This is a genomic window from Domibacillus sp. DTU_2020_1001157_1_SI_ALB_TIR_016 (assembly GCF_032341995.1).
In the GTDB taxonomy this organism is placed as follows: domain Bacteria; phylum Bacillota; class Bacilli; order Bacillales; family Domibacillaceae; genus Domibacillus; species Domibacillus indicus_A.
Genome location: NZ_CP135439.1, coordinates 3,219,188 through 3,236,556 on the forward strand (window position 1 = coordinate 3,219,188; position 17,369 = coordinate 3,236,556).

At 45.8% G+C, this 17,369-nt stretch carries 18 protein-coding genes; 6 read left to right on the forward strand and 12 right to left on the reverse strand.

What is annotated here, in order from left to right; all coding sequences use genetic code 11:
- Positions 1 to 41 precede the first annotated feature (41 nt).
- The 3 genes from RRU94_RS24625 to RRU94_RS24635 form a co-directional block, all read right to left on the reverse strand.
- Positions 42 to 1,304 (reverse strand): ABC transporter substrate-binding protein, encoded by a 1,263-nt coding sequence (locus RRU94_RS24625; RefSeq protein WP_315693451.1) that lies wholly within the window; start codon positions 1,302 to 1,304, stop codon positions 42 to 44.
- Positions 1,305 to 1,331: 27 nt separating this feature from the next.
- Complete coding sequence (locus RRU94_RS24630) at positions 1,332 to 2,402, reverse strand: LacI family DNA-binding transcriptional regulator (protein ID WP_315693453.1); 1,071 nt, start codon at positions 2,400 to 2,402, stop codon at positions 1,332 to 1,334.
- 101 nt (positions 2,403 to 2,503) lie between these two features.
- Entirely contained in the window at positions 2,504 to 3,829 is a 1,326-nt protein-coding gene (locus tag RRU94_RS24635) for an alpha-glucosidase/alpha-galactosidase (protein ID WP_315693454.1), read from the reverse strand.
- 129 nt (positions 3,830 to 3,958) lie between these two features.
- On the opposite strand from RRU94_RS24635, the gene RRU94_RS24640 reads away from it, so the two are divergent.
- The gene (locus tag RRU94_RS24640; protein ID WP_315693455.1) at positions 3,959 to 4,852 is read left to right on the forward strand and encodes an AraC family transcriptional regulator; all 894 of its coding nucleotides are present in this window, start codon (positions 3,959 to 3,961) and stop codon (positions 4,850 to 4,852) included.
- Between the two features lie 504 nt (positions 4,853 to 5,356).
- On the opposite strand, the gene RRU94_RS24645 is transcribed toward RRU94_RS24640, so the two are convergent.
- Together RRU94_RS24645 and RRU94_RS24650 are read right to left on the reverse strand one after the other, a co-directional pair.
- Positions 5,357 to 8,014: an MMPL family transporter gene (locus tag RRU94_RS24645; RefSeq protein WP_315693456.1), complete on the reverse strand. Its 2,658-nt coding sequence runs from the start codon at positions 8,012 to 8,014 to the stop codon at positions 5,357 to 5,359.
- The gene (locus tag RRU94_RS24650; RefSeq protein ID WP_315693457.1) at positions 8,011 to 8,463 is read right to left on the reverse strand and encodes a MarR family winged helix-turn-helix transcriptional regulator; all 453 of its coding nucleotides are present in this window, start codon (positions 8,461 to 8,463) and stop codon (positions 8,011 to 8,013) included. Before RRU94_RS24650 ends, RRU94_RS24645 begins: the two co-directional genes overlap by 4 nt.
- 95 nt (positions 8,464 to 8,558) lie before the next feature.
- On the opposite strand from RRU94_RS24650, the gene RRU94_RS24655 reads away from it, so the two are divergent.
- Together RRU94_RS24655 and RRU94_RS24660 are read left to right on the forward strand one after the other, a co-directional pair.
- A complete protein-coding gene (locus RRU94_RS24655; protein ID WP_315693459.1) occupies positions 8,559 to 9,149 on the forward strand; it encodes a uridine kinase family protein in 591 nt (196 codons plus the stop codon).
- Positions 9,150 to 9,232: 83 nt separating this feature from the next.
- Positions 9,233 to 10,027, forward strand: coding sequence for a TIGR00266 family protein (locus tag RRU94_RS24660; protein WP_315693460.1), 795 nt, complete (start codon positions 9,233 to 9,235; stop codon positions 10,025 to 10,027).
- A gap of 57 nt (positions 10,028 to 10,084) precedes the next feature.
- Here the strand turns inward: RRU94_RS24660 and RRU94_RS24665 are convergent, their stop codons facing one another.
- The gene (locus RRU94_RS24665; protein ID WP_315693461.1) at positions 10,085 to 11,479 is read right to left on the reverse strand and encodes a M28 family peptidase; all 1,395 of its coding nucleotides are present in this window, start codon (positions 11,477 to 11,479) and stop codon (positions 10,085 to 10,087) included.
- A 375-nt stretch (positions 11,480 to 11,854) separates the two neighbouring features.
- Between RRU94_RS24665 and RRU94_RS24670 the strand changes: the two genes are divergently transcribed.
- Positions 11,855 to 12,811 carry an L-lactate dehydrogenase gene (locus RRU94_RS24670; RefSeq protein ID WP_251272434.1) on the forward strand — a complete coding sequence of 319 codons (957 nt, stop codon included), beginning with the start codon at positions 11,855 to 11,857 and terminating at the stop codon, positions 12,809 to 12,811.
- 21 nt (positions 12,812 to 12,832) lie between these two features.
- Here the strand turns inward: RRU94_RS24670 and RRU94_RS24675 are convergent, their stop codons facing one another.
- The 5 genes from RRU94_RS24675 to RRU94_RS24695 are packed head-to-tail and all read right to left on the reverse strand — an operon-like array spanning position 12,833 to position 15,059.
- On the reverse strand, positions 12,833 to 13,573 hold the full coding sequence (locus RRU94_RS24675) for an STAS domain-containing protein (RefSeq protein ID WP_315693462.1): 741 nt from the start codon (positions 13,571 to 13,573) through the stop codon (positions 12,833 to 12,835).
- Complete coding sequence (locus RRU94_RS24680) at positions 13,560 to 14,210, reverse strand: cobalamin B12-binding domain-containing protein (RefSeq protein WP_315693463.1); 651 nt, start codon at positions 14,208 to 14,210, stop codon at positions 13,560 to 13,562. The genes RRU94_RS24675 and RRU94_RS24680 overlap by 14 nt, the downstream gene beginning before the upstream one ends.
- Complete coding sequence (locus RRU94_RS24685; protein WP_315693464.1) at positions 14,207 to 14,566, reverse strand: hypothetical protein; 360 nt, start codon at positions 14,564 to 14,566, stop codon at positions 14,207 to 14,209. The genes RRU94_RS24680 and RRU94_RS24685 overlap by 4 nt, the downstream gene beginning before the upstream one ends.
- A complete protein-coding gene (locus tag RRU94_RS24690) occupies positions 14,563 to 14,871 on the reverse strand; it encodes an antibiotic biosynthesis monooxygenase family protein (RefSeq protein WP_315693465.1) in 309 nt (102 codons plus the stop codon). Before RRU94_RS24690 ends, RRU94_RS24685 begins: the two co-directional genes overlap by 4 nt.
- Entirely contained in the window at positions 14,868 to 15,059 is a 192-nt protein-coding gene (locus RRU94_RS24695; protein ID WP_309090662.1) for a YwbE family protein, read from the reverse strand. Before RRU94_RS24695 ends, RRU94_RS24690 begins: the two co-directional genes overlap by 4 nt.
- Before the next feature lie 423 nt (positions 15,060 to 15,482).
- Between RRU94_RS24695 and RRU94_RS24700 the strand changes: the two genes are divergently transcribed.
- Both RRU94_RS24700 and RRU94_RS24705 read left to right on the forward strand, forming a co-directional pair.
- On the forward strand, positions 15,483 to 15,755 hold the full coding sequence (locus tag RRU94_RS24700) for an acylphosphatase (RefSeq protein ID WP_315693466.1): 273 nt from the start codon (positions 15,483 to 15,485) through the stop codon (positions 15,753 to 15,755).
- A 101-nt stretch (positions 15,756 to 15,856) separates the two neighbouring features.
- Positions 15,857 to 16,948, forward strand: coding sequence for a TDT family transporter (locus RRU94_RS24705; protein ID WP_315693467.1), 1,092 nt, complete (start codon positions 15,857 to 15,859; stop codon positions 16,946 to 16,948).
- Positions 16,949 to 16,962: 14 nt separating this feature from the next.
- Here RRU94_RS24705 and RRU94_RS24710 read toward each other — a convergent pair whose 3' ends face one another.
- A complete protein-coding gene (locus RRU94_RS24710; RefSeq protein ID WP_315693468.1) occupies positions 16,963 to 17,352 on the reverse strand; it encodes a sporulation protein in 390 nt (129 codons plus the stop codon).
- Positions 17,353 to 17,369: the final 17 nt, after the last annotated feature.

Consider the following 17,369-nt stretch of genomic DNA (forward strand, 5'->3'; position numbering starts at 1 on the left):
GTCGGCCAGGGAAGCAGCTGCCTGCCTCCCTGTTCCGGCCCTTATTCTGCTCTTAAACGCTTGTATTCCTCTTCCATTTTCTCGGATACCTGTTTTGGCTTCATCGTTCCAGCGATCAGCTCCTGGCCGGTTGCTCCCATTGGATCCCACATGCCGCTTGGCAGGTAGACACGGTCGAAGTACGGCTGAATTTGCGTGCCTTCATACTCTTTGTAAAATTCGGCGAAATAGTTATCTGCATCTACATTTGTCAGTGCGTCTGGAAGAGATGTGCCTTCTGCCAGCTTTTTAGCCACTTCCGGCTGAGTCAGGTATTCAATAAACTGCTTTGCTTCTTCCTTATGCTCGGAATTTTTTGAGATGGCAAATGTATGGCGCTCACCGCCAATCCAGCTTGGCGAGTCTCCTTCATGAATGGCCGGTACCGGAATCGTGCCAACTTGGACCTCTGGATTTAATTCGGATACTTCACGCCCGACTGATCCATTCAGCATCGTGAAGGCAATTTTGTTTTGTGCCATCAATTCAGCGCCCTGCGTTACCTGTGCCGTCAGGACATCTTTATTCAACAGCCCTTTATCATTCATTTCTTTCAGCTTTTGAGGCAGGTATGTGTAGTTGGACCAGTCAAATGAGCCGTCGAGCAGAGCTTCACCATGACTGTTTTCTTTATCTGTAATAAGAAGAGGTGTGGCGAATTCATCAAAATACTGGCCGAACTGGCTTTTATCAGAGCCACCGAGCCAGAATGGCACCACTTCTCCTTTACTTTTCTTTTTCACTTCTTCAAGCGCCGCCATCAATTCATCAAACGTTTTCGGCGGCTCGATTCCATACTTGTCCAACAGCGTTTTATTGTAAGACATTCCATCCAGTGCCTGGTTAACCGGATACGCATGAAGCTTTCCTTTGTCATCAGTTAGGATTGGTTTCATCGCTTCATCCAGGTTTTTGACCCAGTCCATCCCGCTTAAATCTTCTGTATATTCCCCGTACCGGCTTTTCGCCCAGCCATGTGTATCAAAAAGATCCGGCATATCATCTGCGGCCATTTTAACGCGAGCCAGGTCCTCATAGCCGTCGCCTGGATATGTATCTTCAATATCAATTTCCGGATGCGCTTTTTCAAAATCCGCTACGATTTCCTTGAAAATCTGCTGGTCTGCTTTTGTTGTGGCCGTCGACATCATCGTCAGTTTCACTTGGTCTCCGCTGCCGCCGCCCTCTGCGCTGTCCTTGCCGCAAGCCGACAAAGCCATCATAGCAGATAAAGAAAGAACAGATAATGTGACTCGTTTTTTCATGGAATTCCCTCCGATTTTCATTGAATATTATTGTCGTTCCTGCTGGCGCAGTGCTCCGCAGCTTTCACGGACAACCAGCCCTGTTGGCACCATAATTTTAATAGGCATGTCCCGGCCATCCAGCCGGTCAAGCATAATTCGGACACCGAGCCTTCCCATTTCTTCAGTCGGTATTTTAACGGTGGTCAGCGGTGGAGATGTAAATTGAGCCATTTCAATATCGTTGAAGCTGACAATCGCAACGTCATCCGGCACCTGAACACCGGCTTCGTGAAGCGCCCTCATCGCGCCAATGGCCATCGAATCGCTGGCAATGAAAAAAGCGTCCGGCACATTTCCCTGCTCAATGGCTTCTTTCATCAAATCGTAGCCGGACTGAATGGAATACTCTTTAACAAACAGCAGGCTTGGGTCATACAAGCCACGTTCCTTCATTTTGCTTTCGTAAATCGTTTTCCTCGCATCAGGCGTATAAATTTTTTTTAATGACTGCTCCTGTTCGACGGAAATTCGCTCTGTGCCGCCAATATAGCCGATCCGTTCATATCCCTGTGCCGCCAGGTGATCCATTGCCTGGCTGGCGGCCTTTTCATAATCAAAAATGATCGAATCGTATTGATCTTCGTAGGTATCCTGGTTAATCAGTACAATATTGCGGTTGTACTCGCGAATGGTTTGCAAAATCAGATAGTCGATCCGGCCAACGACAAGCAGCCCGTCAAGCTCAGCCAGCTCCTCTCTTGCTTTCACCATTTGCTGAAGGCGGATCAGCTTTAATGAGCTGATCCCCCGGACTGCACATTCTTTTTCGATTCCTTCCCGAATAGACAGCCAGTACGGATCACTTGCTTCTTCTTCTTTTGTTTGCAAAAGCACCATACCGATATTAACCGTTTCATGCTTCAAAATTTCCTGTTTCTTTGGCTGGCTTTGCAGCCGTCTGCTTTTAACCGTCCGGTAATTTAACTCTTTTGCTGTGTCAAAAATCTTTTGTTTTGTTTCCGGAGAAGCGGAAAGTGTTTCGTCGTGATTCAACACTCTCGATACGGTTGAAGGAGATACATTTATCCGTTTAGCAATATCTTTGATTGTTACCATGTGGCATCCCTCACTGATCGTTTAGTAAATTTTACTCTTCAAAACGATCATACCACGGATGATAAGCGCTTACAAAATATTTTTTGAAAAATCAGACAGTTTTACTGTCTGATCGGCTGTTTAGAGGATTGGTATTCTGGCAGCATGTCGCCATGTGCTTCAATCAAGTCATCACACAAGCTGATAATGTCGTCCATCGATAGCTCTGCTGCTGTGTGCGGGTCAAGCATGGCTGCCTGGTAAATCTTTTCTGTCGATTTTGTAATCGCTGCTTCAATCGTTAACAGCTGCGTATTAATGTTAGAGCGGTTCAGCGCCGCCAGCTGTTCAGGCAGTTCACCCATATAAGCCGGAGTAATACCGTTTCGATTGGCGATACACGGCACTTCTACTACCGCTTTTTCCGGAAGGTTTGAAATAAGTCCGCCCGTATTTAACACATTTCCGCCAAATACAAACGGCTCGTTCGTTTCCATCGCTTCAATAATACGCGAGCCATATTCGTGAGAGCGTTCGTGTGTTAAGTTCTGGTCATTCATCAGCTCTTCTTTTGTTTTCAGCCAGTTGTCGATCTGTTCTTCACAGCGGCGTGGATACTCATCAAGCGGGATGTTGAAGCGGTCAATCAACTCTGGATACTTTTCTTTAATAAAGAACGGATGATATTCAGCATTATGTTCAGAAGATTCTGTCACATAAAAGCCGAATTTATCCATCAGCTCGTACCGCACCATGTCATGATGCTTCGTTTGCTGCTTTTCTTTTGCTCTTCTTTTAATTTCCGGGTACAAATCTTTGCCATTGGATTTAATTTCAAGAAGCCATGCCATATGGTTAATGCCGGCGATGCGCTCTTCAATATTTTCATGCGGGATGCCGAGATCTTTCAGCAGGTCTTTTGTGCATACCTGTACGCTGTGGCAAAGCCCAACCATTTTTACATTTGTGTAGCGGGAAACAGCACCTGTTAATGTAGCCATCGGATTGGTGTAGTTTAAAAGCCATGCATCCGGGCACACCTCTTCCATATCTTTTGCAATATCAAGCATAACCGGGATGGTGCGCAGCGCCCGGAACAAGCCGCCAATACCGATGGTGTCCGCGATCGTCTGGCGCAAGCCGTATTTTTTCGGGATTTCAAAATCGATGACCGTACTTGGCTTATAGCCTCCAACTTGAATAGCGTTGATTACATATTTGGCATCTTTCAGCGCTTCCTTCCGGTCTGTGTACGTGTTGATCGTAACACCGGACTTCAGCGTATTCTTCAGTGCCTTAAGCAATACTTCTGACTCTGACAGGCGATTTTCATCAATATCGAACAGTGCAAATTCAAAGTCCTGAAGTGCCGGGGACATCATGCAGTCACCTAACACATTTTTCGTAAAAATTGTGCTTCCTGCGCCAATAAACGTAATTTTTTTCATTTGCCCGCCTCCATTAAAAGTTCATGTTGAAATTTTAGTAAATTTTAATTAATGTATTTCTTATACCAAATAATATAACGCTTTCATTTTTCGAACAATGGTAAATAAAATCTGAAAAGGGGTAATATATTGTTCTCACTCCCAGATGATCCTCACCATAGTTTTGTTTATCACCATTCAAAGGAACCTTTAACAGATTCAGCCCGCATTGCTTCGATCGGCTTTGAAAAACGCACCTCCACCGATTATTATTGGGACGGGCGCATGCGGCTAAACGACCATAACACGTTTATTTTTCAATATACTGTAAAAGGCTGGGGAGAAATCCACGTCGGAGACCGGACGATGGCGGTCCGGCCGGGGGAAGCCTTTATCGTAGAAGTTCCAAGTGACCATTGCTACTACCTGCCGGCGGAAAGTCCAGAATGGGAGTTTCTCTTTATTACACTGGAAGGAACGAAAGCAAAAGAATGCTGGACTCAGTTAACAAACGAGCTCGGCCCGATTGTTCAGCTCGAAGACGCCTCTCCACTTGTTTTTTTGCTGCAGAAAACCTATCAATTTGCCCTGAAAGAAGGTATTGAAGACACGTTTACGTCTTCTGCCCGTGCGTACGAATTTATTATGGGACTATACCGGTTTGCCAAAGGACTGGACCAGCCAAAAGCAAGCATGCCGGATGACATTCGGACGGCCCTGCAATTTATGGCTGCCCATTACGACCAGCCGCTGTCTCTTGATGAGATTGCCCATCATGCGGGGCTTTCCAAGTATTACTTTACAAACAAGTTTCATAAATATATGAACACAACACCCATTCAGCACTTGGCTAAAGTCCGCATGCAAAAAGCGATGGAGCTATTAACGACCACAAACAAAACCATTCATGAAATCGCTCTTCAAACCGGCTATGACAATGCGAACTATTTCAGCAAGGTATTTAAGAAAATGATCGGCATGTCTGCTGACAGCTTCCGCCGTGATAAAAAAATGACAGACTTTCAGCACGTTATTATTGATTAAGCAAAAAAGCTGCCCCGCAATAGCGGAACAGCTTTAGTGTGTAGACAAAGTCTTTCGCTTTAAAAAAGGGCCGATAAGTGAAGCCTGCCGGACTTCGCGCATCCTAAGGCAGTGCGGGAGCCTCCTCGGCTGCGCCTGCGGGGTCTCCCGACTCACTGTGCTTCCCGCAGGAGTCTTCGCCCGGCAGGCTTCACTAAATAGTCTTGAAGACCAATAAGCAAGGACCGAATAGAAACTTCTCTTTTTTCAAACAGAAAAACACGACCTTGTTAGCTCTATACAATCTTGTTGCAAGCCACTTGGCGACGGGAGGGCGGCGCAGACTCCTATGGGACGAGCGGGCAGCTGAGACCAGTGGAGCCGCCTGGCGAAGCCGGACTCAGCGCCTGCCCCATGGAAAGCGGAGCTGCCTGGACGCCGCCGATCCATCCCATGCATGTGCACGGTCATCCATACCTTTTGTCTACAATCTGAAAGCTGCTCCGCCATAGCGGAGCAGCTTTTTTATTTTCGCTTGAATGGCCACCAGACCCCCTGGTTAAAGGAGACGGTCACCGCCGGAATGAGCAGCGGCAGAACAATGAGTCCATACAGGAGAAGGCCTGTAATTACGATTGTCGCGATTTGAACTAGGCTAAGCACACCAGACGGCATCATCGCGCCAAAGGTGCCGGCCAAAATAATCGCTGCCGTAATAATCACAGTGCCCATTTTAGCCATGGACACAGACATCGCCTGCTGAACGCTGACACCATCCCGCGCTTCTTCCCGGAAACGGTCAAGGAGGAAAATCGAATAGTCAATACCGAGCGCCACCAGCATCACAAATCCGAAAAACGGAACGGCCCAGCTGACGCCGTCATAGCCAAGCCCATTTACAAAAATTAATTCTGCTGCAGCAACGGATGTATAATATGTTAAAAGCAGCGAACCGATCATGTAAAGCGGCATAATAACCGAACGGAACAGCAGCGTCAGCACAATAAACAAACTGGCAAGCATAATGATCACTGTACGGCTGAAATCGTTCGATGAAATATCTTTTAAATCACTATTTACACTGGAAATACCGCTGTAAGCAAATGTTGCTCCCTCAAACGGAGTATCAATGGATGCCCGTTTCACAGCCCGCTTCACTTCCTCTATGCTGTCAATCGCTTGAGGAGAATACGGGTCTTCAGACAGCACTACTTCCAGTTTAATCGTTTTTTCGTCATTTAATGTATAGCGGTCGAGCACATCTTTAAATTCTTTTCTTTCCAATGTACCGTCAGGAATATAGATACCGGTATCGTGAACACTTTTCGATTGGCTCATAGACCGGGTCGTCTGAGCGGCTTTTGTAAGACCTTGTGCAATCTCTGCCAGCCCATCGTTTGCATCCCCTACTCCAAAGGCAAGCTGGGATAGTCCTCCGCCAAGCTGGCCGACCTGACCGGCAGTTCCTTCAAGTTCTCCTGCCGCCGCATTGATTTCATGGCTGATTTTGCCAATCTGCTGCTGCACAGCTCCAAGCTGGGCAGCTGCCTGCTCTGCATTGCCCGACTGCTCAATGCCGGCAGAAATACGGCCGATCTGTTCGTTGACCTGCCCGATGCCCGATGCTGCCTGCTGCAGCCCTTCTGCACCAGAAGCAGCTTCACTTCCAGATGGAATCTGTCCCTCTGCCTGTGTTAACCCGTTTTGAATATCCGCAAGGCCATCCTGCACTTGCAGCAGGCCGTCTCTCGCGTCCACAAGACCATCTGTCAGTGTGCCCAGCTGGTTATCTACATATAGCTCATCAAGTGCTTCACCCGTTGGCCGGGTAAGGGTCCGCACCGACTTTACACCATCGACTTTTAAAATATCTTTACTGATGGATTCAAGGTACGGAACCGTTTCTTCAGTTGCCATATCTTCTTTCCCGCTTATGAGCACGGTAACTGGAAGTGAATCGCCGCTGCCAAACCCTTCTGCAATGGCATCCAGTCCTTTCACAGATTCATAGTTACTGCCAATCTCATCTACCGTGTTAAACGAAAGCTTGCCGTCATAGGTAAACAGAAGCGGTACGGTAATAACGGCAACAACAAGCATAGAAAGAAGCGGACGGCGAACAGATAATTTGCTGAACCAGGCCCACAGCTTACTGTCGTCATGGGAAACAGACTTCTTCGACGGCCAAAACAGCTTTTCTCTTAAAACAGCCATACAAAACGGCACAAGGGTAAACAGCACAACAATAAGCACGGCAATCCCCACGGCAACGCCGACTGCTGACTTAAAAATTGGGAAATCCGCAAAACCGATCGCCGAAAAGCCGATAAAAACAGCAATGCCGCTGACCAAAAGCGTACGTCCGGCTGTTTTGTACGTATTCACGATTGAGTCTTCAACCGAATGACCTGCCTGCAGCTCTTCTTTGTACCGGCTGAGCAGCAAAATGCAGTAATCTGTTCCAATTCCGAACAGCACCGCGACCAGAAAAATCTGAGTGTAGTTTGAAACAGGAAACCCAAACCAGTCGATGAAAAATGCCACAAGTGACTGGCTGAGCAGGTACGTAAAACCGACAGCCGCAAGCGGAATAAGCGGTGTGACAATCGACCGGAAAACAGCTAAAAGCAGAACGAAAATCAACCCAACTGTAATGAGCTCAGTCCGCTTAAGCCCTTCCTGCGAGCTTTTATTGACATCATTATTGATGATGGCTTCGCCCGTTACGTATGCAGTCAGATCATCCGGCAGCACCTCCGCGCGGATCTCATCGGCCAGACGATTAATCTCATCCTGCGTTCCATCCACTGTAACCGGCACAAGAACGGTTTTTTGATCCTTTGATATAAGCTGCTTTTTTATTTCTTCACTTTCAAACGGATCCATTACATCTGTAATCGGACCGTCCATTTTCTCAAGGGATGCTACACTTCCGGCAATGAACTGCTGTGCCTGTTCCGTAAGTGGCTGATCCAACTGGAAAACAAGCGAAATGGTTTCTTCTCCAGCTCCAGCCTGCTCAAGCAGGTCGGCTGCCCGCTGTGAATCTGCGTCACCTGGCAGCTGGAATGACCCTGCCTGTTCGGCCTGCTTGGATAAATTAGGCGCCAGTAAAAACAGGGCTGCTGTTAAAACGAGCAGGCTGACAAAAATCGGCCAGCGCCATTGAATGATCCTTCTCATCTATGATCCTCACCTATCTTTATAATTTCTTTTAGCTTGCGGAACATATTCACAAACTGCTCCACTTCCTGTTCATCAATATGACTGGATAGGAGCGAAGAAATAAAGTCTGAAACACATTCTCTCGTTTTTTGAATAAATTCCCGGCCTTCCTCCGTCAGCTCTACCCATTTTGTCCGCTGATCGCTTTCTGATCTCACCATTTGGATCAGTCCTTTTTCCTCCAGCTTTTTCATGCGATTGGAAATAGCACTTTTATGCACCCCCTGCATCACCGCCAGGCTGCCTGATGTAATGGGCCCATGCTTTTCGATAATTTTCATCATTTGAATTTGTTCCGGTGAAAATTCATGCACAATCGGATCGTCAATCGACTTAAGGATTCGCTCGGTTCCGTAAACGATCACTTCCTCAAACAATTCCACCGCTTCACGCAGCTGTTTCTCCATATTGTTTACCCCCTAAACTTATCGCATTTAGTTTAGAAGGTAAACGGTTTTCCGTCAAGAGATAAGGTATAATTTCTAGGGGGAGGGGGTTTTTTATGGATATCAATGGATTAACCGCTTTATTTAGCAAGAAAGAACAGCATACCTATCTGGTTGCGATTGATGGCGGAGGCGGTGCTGGAAAAAGCACGCTCGCCCGCGCCTTGCAGCAATCACTTAGCAGCGGAGCCGTAATTGTTCATGCGGATGATTTTTATGCGCTTTCGAGCAGGCGAAGCAGCGAAATTGGAGGCGGCTGGGATTTAAAGCGGCTCGAAGAACAGGTGTTAAAACCACTTAGTCAAAACAAGCCGGCCCGGTATGAACGATATGACTGGGAAACGGACCAGCTTGCAGAAGCACACGATGTGCCGGCAGGCGGATTTGTGATTGTAGAAGGCTGCTATACAATGGTTCGGCCTCTTCTGCCTTACTATCACTTTAAAATATGGGTGGAAAGCCCGGAAGAACTCCGGCTCGAGCGTGGGATTGAGCGGGACGGCGAGGAAAAGCGGCATCTTTGGGAGGAGTTGTGGATGCCGGCAGAGAAAGTGTATATGCGTGAACAAAACCCTACTGACTCCGCAGACATTGTGGTCAGTGGAACAGGTGGAGACGATCTTACAATTCTTTCTGCGCGGAACTGAATCTTCAAAAGAAATGTTTGACTGAACTGAAACTTTTTACACGAACAAATCGTACATTTAGCTGATCATAAGGAGGATAAATCATGAATAATCACGAAATTGACTTTCAATTATTTGGCGATGATATGCAGTTTGTACAGGTAGAGCTTGATCCACAGGAAACGGTTATCGCTGAAGCCGGCAGTTTGATGATGATGGATGATGGCATTCGGATGGAGACCATTTTTGGCGATGGCTCCTCAAACCGCGGCAGCGGCTTGATGGGCAAGCTGCTCGGCGCAGGGAAACGTATGCTGACAGGTGAAAGCTTGTTTATGACGACCTTTACCAATGAAGGCAGCGGCAAAAAACATGTTTCATTTGCTTCACCGTATCCCGGGAAAATCGTTCCTATGGATTTAAGTGAACATCAAGGCAAGATTATCTGCCAAAAAGATGCATTTTTGGCAGCGGCAAAAGGCGTATCAGTCGGCATTGAATTGCAGCGCAAGCTCGGCACCGGTTTTTTCGGTGGTGAAGGCTTTATTATGCAGAAGCTCGAAGGCGACGGTATGGCGTTTGTTCATGCCGGCGGAACGATTTATGAAAAAACCCTTGCTCCGGGCGAATTGATTCGTTTAGATACGGGCTGCCTGGTCGCTATGACTGGTGATGTTGATTACAACATCGAAGCAGTTGGCGGCGTAAAAACAGCCCTGTTTGGCGGTGAAGGCTTGTTCCTTGCGACGCTTCAGGGACCTGGGACGGTATGGGTACAGTCTCTTCCATTCAGCCGCTTGGCCAGCCGTGTTTTTGCGGCAATGCCGCAAAACGGCGGATCAAAGGGTGAGGGCGGACTGTCCGGGCTGTTTGATTTTATCGGCGGAGACGGCGACTGATTCTATACTAAAAGCCGGTGTTCCGAATCGGGAACACCGGCTTTTTTGCTTTACGTCTTACTGAATGTCTTCGTTATGGTATAAATGAGGAACTTTTACTTTGTTCGCTTTCTTCACTTTGATCTCCTGATTATCAAAACGGGCTTTTTCATAAATGGCCGTTCCAACAATTTCACCCACGTCCTGAAGCTTTTCTTTACTAATTTTATCAATTGTATCATCCGGTGTATGGTACCAAGGCTCCGCTGGATCGTGAATAAACAGAGCAGCAGGAACCCCCGCTTCCGCGAATGGAACATGATCGCTGCGGCCGCCTTCAAGATAAGGTATTGCTTCTCCATTCAAGCGCGTGCTCGATGCCTGTGCCAGCTCAGTTACCAGATTGGGTTCACCATCCGCTGTCATCATCACCAAATCACCGGCATCTCTGCTTCCGACCATATCTAAATTAAAATTCGCGATCATGCGCGAAACTTCTTCTTTCGGCAGCCCGTCTACATAGTATTCGGAACCAATCAGTCCAACTTCTTCTGCTCCGAATGTAATAAAGCGAAGCTCCGTATCGGTTGGAATATCTTTAAACAACCGAGCGAGCTCCAGCGTCATGGCCGACCCTGACGCATCATCGTTTGCACCGGGAGCGCCCGGTACAGAATCATGGTGAGCACCAACGACGATAATGTCATTCGTTGCTTTGGTTTGATTTGTTGGCTTTTTCACCGCGATCACATTATGCGAGGTTTTTTCGTCAACGCTTGCTCCTTCAACGGTCAGGGAAGCCGTCAGTGTTTCCGCTGCTGCTTTCGCAGCAAGCGCTTCTCCTTCGGCTTTTGTTAAAGAAACAGCCGGCACGTATGCGTCATTCGCTTCTCCTAATGTTCCATTTAGGGCACCATCCGTATTGTTATAGATAATCACGCCGGCAGCGCCTTTTCCGGCTGCATTAAGCACTTTTTCGGCAAAACTAATTTCTCCGCGCTGAATAAGAGCGATTTTTCCTGTCAAATTCAAGTCCGCAAGCTCTTCTTTTTTACCAAGACCGGCCACCGCCAGCTCTCCTGTGATGCTGCCGCTCACTGTGTATGTAAAAGCAGAGGGTGTAAATGTTTCATCAGAGCCTTCGATGGAGAGAAAAATAGATTCTGGCTCCGTGTAACTTAAAAACGTAAAAGGCTGAATCTCTGTTTCATAACCATAGGATTGAAATTGAGATTGAATGTATTGAACTGCTTTTTCTTCTGATTCTGTTCCAGCAATACGAGGTTCTTTCGATAAATAATCAATGTTTTGATACACATTTTCCACGTTAAAATGTTGAACAATCTTATGATCCAAAACATTTACCGGCTGCTGCGCATAAACAGGTTCCACCTGGACTGCTGCAGCTTGAAAACTAAATGTACCGGCTGTGATAGCAGCTGCTATTGTCAGCTTTAAAACAGGTTTCTTCATCTTGCGAACCTCCTTCTGAAAATTACTATTATTTTAAAATAGTCTTATTTTTTCTGAAAAGAGGAAATATTATTATTATTTATATGTAATTCCATAGATTACAAGTTTTCATTAAAAGAGAAAGAGGATTTCGAACGGAAATCGTTTCTTTTTATTTAACTTGCTTGTATCTATTCCCCCATGTCTTTTTCATTGTTTTATTTACCCTTAACTGGGGGAATAATGTAAAAAGTGTGTCTAAATGTAAACGTGTACTGTCACAATCTTTAAAAAATGGGATTGAAATTTGTATTTCGGCGTTTTATAATAAGTTTGTGAATAAATTCACATTAGCAACTCAATTCCCTTACTTATCAAATAGAGGAGTGTTTTAGGATGATCGAAATCAGAGGCAACAAAGTCGTTCTTATTGGTACAGGTGCAGTGGGATCAAGCTATGCGTTTTCCATGTTAAACCAGGGTGTATGCGATGAGCTTGTCCTGATTGATTTAAATGAACAAAAATCAATGGGCGATGTAATGGATTTGAATCACGGCGTCCTCTATGCTCCTACTTCTACAAAAGTAAGCTTTGGTAAATATACAGACTGCGTGGACGCAGCTCTCGTCGTGATCTGCGCAGGCGCTAACCAGAAGCCCGGTGAAACACGCCTTGAACTGGTTGAAAAAAACATGGCGATTTTTAAAAATATTGTTGGTGAAGTAATGGCTTCCGGCTTTGATGGCATTTTTCTGATTGCTACAAATCCAGTGGATATTTTAACGTATGCGACGTGGAAATTTTCCGGCCTGCCAAAAGAGCGTGTCATCGGCTCTGGCACAATCTTAGATACGGCCCGCTTCCGTTATCTGCTTGGCGAAAACTTTGGTGTTGCGCCGCACAGCGTCCATGCATCTATTATTGGCGAGCATGGTGATACCGAAGTAGCAGTTTGGAGCAGCGCCAACATTGCCGGGATTCCACTGAAGGATTACCTTGCGCGGGATGAGCATGAAAACCCGGAAGAAAAAATGAAGGAAATTGCTGTACAGGTTCGGGATGCGGCGTATGAAATTATTGAAGCAAAAGGCTCTACTTACTACGGAATTGCGATGGGGCTTACTCGTATTTCCCGGGCAATCCTGCAAAACCAGGACGTCGTGCTGACTGTCTCTGCTCTTCTCGAAGGAGAGTTTGGCCATCATGATGTTTATATCGGTGTGCCGGCTGTCATTAACCGCTATGGTGTCCGGGATGTAGTGGAGATTCCACTCAGTGAACGTGAAAAAGAGTTATTTGATCATAGCGTGCAAACATTGAAAAAAGTTCAGGAGCCATTTTGGAAAGAATAATGCACGAAAAAAGCGAAAGCCTTATTTCTCCGACAGGCTTTCGCTTTCTATTTGAATGGAGCTGGCATAAACAAGACCGCTGTGCCGATGGTTTTTTAAAAACGGCGCGTGGACAGGTTTCACCCCTACAATTCGTATGTTCGCATCAAGTAAGAGCAGAATGTCAACGAGCTGGTTAAAATGCTCAATACCGGACAGTGTAATCAAATCCACTGCTGTAAAATCGATGTACAGGTATTCATAATTCCCGTCGTAAAAACATTGTGATAATACATCTTTTGTGTGCTCCATCAGGGCGGAGTCCAGATCGCCAAACATTGGAATGAGTGCCGTCGTGCTGCTCAGTGCAATGAGCGGAGCAGAGCGCTCCTTCATTTTAATGAGCGCGGCTTCGGCTTCTTCTTTTTTTTCAAGAAGCTGAAAATCGGCTTCGGCAAGCCTCATCTGCTGCTGGTGCACCATTTTCTCCAAACGGGTGAGCCGGCGGTCAAGCCCGACACACTGCAGATACCCTTCATGCTCGTCCCATTGAACGGACACTGAAAAAGCTTCGGGCTTTAACCCAACAGTTAACAGAGCCAGTTCAATGGTTGTTGATTGTTCTTGCAGTTTTGCTAATTTCCGCTGGCTTCCTTCATCTACGATCGATTCCAAATTCCGCTGGTTCCCGAATCGGCGTTGTGCCGAGTCGGAACATTCAAGAACATTCAGCTTTCGATCTACTCGAAAAGTCGGCAGCGGCATAGACTTAAGATGCCCCACTTGCTTTCCCCTCGCTTTGATCATTCATCCAGTCAGTTAACTTTTTATAATCCGTTATAAAAAGCGTGTTCGGCGTGCAATAAGGTGATAAATCATACATGGATAAAAGACGGCTTCCGACAATGATTTTCGGGCGGAACGGCAAGGACTCCAATGCTTCTGCATACGATTTCAAGACCGGTACATGATACAGAATCGTGACGGATAAACAAATCACGTCCGGCTTCCACTTTTCTGCAGCAGAAACGGCGTGTTCAAGTGGTAAATTCGCCCCCATCATCCGCGTTCTCCAGCCGTTTTCTTCAAACAGCAGCGATGCCATCCGCATGCCGAGCGTGTGCTGCTCTTCTTCTACACATAAAAACATCACTTTACGGCTGGATGTTTTTCGTTTCGCTTGTGCATGAAAACGGGAAATCATAAAATCACACGTAGCCGTTGCTAAATGTTCATCTGCCACGGAGATATCATCCTGTTCCCACAGAGACCCGATATGCTGCATCGCCCCACCGACGATAGACTGGTAAATATCGACCGACGTCCACCCTTTTTCGCGAAGATCACATAAAAAAGCAAAGCTTGCATCCACATCGCCATCAAGCAGCAGATGGGCTAGTTGCGCTGCTTCTGTGTTCATTTCGCTTCCCTTCTTTCAATATCGGCTATCGCCTCTGTCAACACCGTGCGGTAAAATACCGCCTCGTCTGAACGCTCCTCTTCCAAAACATGATAAATTCGTTCAAAATTATCGATCACATGCGCCGCTTTCATTCCACGTGAAACGAGCAGATTCGTCAGCCAATGGGCATAGTCAATGAAAAACTGTCCATTTCGAAGCGTAAAAGCCGTTTTTAAATGGTGAAAATGGTGATGATTGTCTTCGCGGCATTTTACTTTCCCATACTCACCAAATCGTTCCTCAAGCTCTGGATAATCACGGTACATTCCATTCATAATTACATCAATACACTGGTCAATCCGGCTTTGATTCATGTAGCCACCACACGATACTTTTGCACTTGTGGGACGATCGAGGCGAGCTCCTGATCCGGGTAATTCTTTTCTAGATCGTGTACTTTTTGAAAAGCTTCGCTTGTTACCCATTTCATATAAGCCTCTTTTGATTCCCAGACGAGCTGAACGGTTAATTCAGATGGACGCTTTTCATTTTGAAGCAGCCCGAAAGATACGAAGCCTTCATACTCGTCCACAAGCTTGGACCGGTTTTGATAAATAGAAATGGTTTCATCAACCTTATCCGGCGGCACGTTGACAATGGAATGAACAATATAGCTCATAAAATATCACACACTCGTCCAACCTGCCCATCTTCAAGACGGACTTTAATGCCGTGCGGATGAAAACTGGATTTTGTTAAAATGTCTTTGACCGTACCGCTTGTTTTAGTGCCGGTCCGCTGGTCCTTCTTTAAAATGACGTTGACCTTCAAGCCGGGTTTAATCTCACTCCTGTTTTGTCCGTTCATCACTCATACCCCTCTTTGTTCCAGTTATTAGTACTAGTATAAAGGTTTTTGTTTCAATAATCGAAGAAAAACGGTTCAAACCTCCAGAAACAAAGAAAAGAGACAGGTTATACCTGTCTTGAAGTGTAGACAAAATTAGAAAGCAGGCAAGCGGCTTTTCAGGAAGCATCACTTTTTAAAAAGGGCCTATAGGGAAGCGGCCCGCCGCCTTATCATCTTTTATCCAGCCAGCCGCACCCCTTGCGTGCAAAAGAAATAAAGGGATATGCTGACAAACGATTTTACTTACTTGCTTGCTGTCTGGCGGTTTGTTTACCTGTTTGCCCAAAGCGGGTATTATAATAATCGCCAAAGTAACAGAACATCATTGTTTTTGAATAGGGTTTTTATTGGATAGATGAACGTGCAAAAAGGAGGGTTTATATGAAACAGGCTCGTCACTTAACGGTTTCTGGAAAAGTACAGGGAGTTGGTTTTCGCTATTTTGCCCAAATGACTGCTGCCGATCATAGTGTTTCCGGCTGGGTGAAAAACCTTGATAATGGCGCAGTCGCTGTTCATGCAGAGGGTTCCCCGGCAGAGCTGGACGCCTTTGTAGCAGATTTAAAAAAAGGAAACCACTTTGCAAAAGTTCATCATATTGAAGAGGAATATGTACCGCTGGAGTCTCTTACTTCCTTTCGAATCAAGTATTGACACTCTTTTTTTCCGTTGCTATGATTAAACAAGTATTTTTGGTACTTGTTTTCCTAAAAACCTAGTAAACAGATCGAAAAAGGAAAAAGGAGACTGTTGTTATGTATCGGTTGTTCTTTGGACTGCTTTTATTTTTGCTTCTTTTAATTATTAAATCTCCCTTGTTTCGGGGAACCCGTATAGATGCGTCCTATGGTGCGATGATTATGGCCATTGGCATTTTCTCAATCGGGGTTTTTCCCCAGCTTCATATTCCGCTCGTACTGCCTTCCTATTTGATTGATGCAGTGCTTTTTTTTATTTGGCTGTTTTTAATTTTTTCCTTTATGAAAGCAGCACTGAGGGGTGTTTTTCGAAAGCGGTATTTAACCCATCCCGTCCAGAGCTTTGCCGTTGGCACATGGGTAGCCGCTACATCGATTTTATGCCTTGTTTTATTTCATCAATTCCCTTTTTTACAGCCGGTTATTTTCACTGTTGCCCTCTTGAATACAGGACTTTGGGCGTTTTATATGGTTCTATGCCTGAAAAGTTACAAGGTGATCCTTTCCGCTAAGTATTACACACGGATTCACGGCATCGTTTTTTTATCGACAGTGAGTACACAATCGCTTGTGATACTATTTAATACTCTGTTTCAAACAACGGTTTTGCAGTTACTCAGCCGATTTGTGATTGCCGGCGGATTGTCCCTTTATTTTTTAAATCTCGTTCTTGTTATAATCCGCTTTCAGCGTTTTCGACGGGGAGATATTCTCGATGGCTGGAAAAATACGAATTGTATCATACACGGGGCCATGTCTATTTCAGGTATAGCAGCGATTGTTTCAGGAGCTTTTACACGTGAAGTTATACTTGTGATGTGGATATGGGCGGCTTTATTATTTTTCATTATTGAAAGCATTGAGTTATGGCGTATGGCTGCCCGTCTTCAAGCTTATTCTCTTCATGAAGCGATTGGCCGCTACCATGTTTCCCAATGGGCACGTAATTTTACATTCGGCACATTTTACATGTTTACTATACATATTGATTTTACCCATGCACCTGCCCCGTTTGTGATGGTACAGCAGCTGATCGTTCAATCCGGCATTCCCGTTCTTATTCTGCTTCTTCTGGCGGAATGTATGCTGTTTTTCAAAGATTCACTTCCGTGGTCAGAAAGCCGGGATCATGTAAAACAGCGCGCCTAGTTGGACGCGCTGTTTTACACGACAATTTTGATCCAATCCTGATCGACGCTTTCTGCGCCTTGATCAAATGTCAGCTTCGTTTTAAATCGATAGGATTCATCACGGCCTGGAACCGGCAGGACTTCTGGCAGCCGGAATGTAAATGGCACTTTGTTTAATTCTTCCGCAGCAATGGTGCGGCTGGATAGAATCGTGCGGCTTTCAATCGTTTTGCTTGTTTCATCCGCATGGTTTTCCAGCATCAAGTCACAATCGATCCGGATGATCCGCTGTTCAATCGTTCCTCCTTGAATTAAAAAGTAGGCTTCAATTTGTTCTCCAGGTCTGTACGTCTGCTTTGGCAGAACGAGGTCAATTTGAGCTGAGCCAATCCCCAGCAGTGACATATATTTTCGCAGCATCATAATCATGTTCCTCCACC

Bases quoted from the DNA above. Each gene is read 5' to 3' on its own strand.
- RRU94_RS24690 (WP_315693465.1), bottom strand. From the start codon at position 14,871: ATGAGCTATATTGTTCATTCCATTGTCAACGTGCCGCCGGATAAGGTT.
- RRU94_RS24705 (WP_315693467.1), top strand. From the start codon at position 15,857: ATGTATCGGTTGTTCTTTGGACTGCTTTTATTTTTGCTTCTTTTAATT.
- RRU94_RS24670 (WP_251272434.1), top strand. From the start codon at position 11,855: ATGATCGAAATCAGAGGCAACAAAGTCGTTCTTATTGGTACAGGTGCA.
- RRU94_RS24660 (WP_315693460.1), top strand. From the start codon at position 9,233: ATGAATAATCACGAAATTGACTTTCAATTATTTGGCGATGATATGCAG.
- RRU94_RS24710 (WP_315693468.1), bottom strand. From the start codon at position 17,352: ATGATGCTGCGAAAATATATGTCACTGCTGGGGATTGGCTCAGCTCAA.
- RRU94_RS24650 (WP_315693457.1), bottom strand. From the start codon at position 8,463: ATGGAGAAACAGCTGCGTGAAGCGGTGGAATTGTTTGAGGAAGTGATC.
- RRU94_RS24630 (WP_315693453.1), bottom strand. From the start codon at position 2,402: ATGGTAACAATCAAAGATATTGCTAAACGGATAAATGTATCTCCTTCA.
- RRU94_RS24625 (WP_315693451.1), bottom strand. From the start codon at position 1,304: ATGAAAAAACGAGTCACATTATCTGTTCTTTCTTTATCTGCTATGATG.
- RRU94_RS24655 (WP_315693459.1), top strand. From the start codon at position 8,559: ATGGATATCAATGGATTAACCGCTTTATTTAGCAAGAAAGAACAGCAT.
- RRU94_RS24680 (WP_315693463.1), bottom strand. From the start codon at position 14,210: ATGAACACAGAAGCAGCGCAACTAGCCCATCTGCTGCTTGATGGCGAT.
- RRU94_RS24665 (WP_315693461.1), bottom strand. From the start codon at position 11,479: ATGAAGAAACCTGTTTTAAAGCTGACAATAGCAGCTGCTATCACAGCC.
- RRU94_RS24700 (WP_315693466.1), top strand. From the start codon at position 15,483: ATGAAACAGGCTCGTCACTTAACGGTTTCTGGAAAAGTACAGGGAGTT.
- RRU94_RS24635 (WP_315693454.1), bottom strand. From the start codon at position 3,829: ATGAAAAAAATTACGTTTATTGGCGCAGGAAGCACAATTTTTACGAAA.
- RRU94_RS24695 (WP_309090662.1), bottom strand. From the start codon at position 15,059: ATGAACGGACAAAACAGGAGTGAGATTAAACCCGGCTTGAAGGTCAAC.
- RRU94_RS24645 (WP_315693456.1), bottom strand. From the start codon at position 8,014: ATGAGAAGGATCATTCAATGGCGCTGGCCGATTTTTGTCAGCCTGCTC.
- RRU94_RS24685 (WP_315693464.1), bottom strand. From the start codon at position 14,566: ATGAATCAAAGCCGGATTGACCAGTGTATTGATGTAATTATGAATGGA.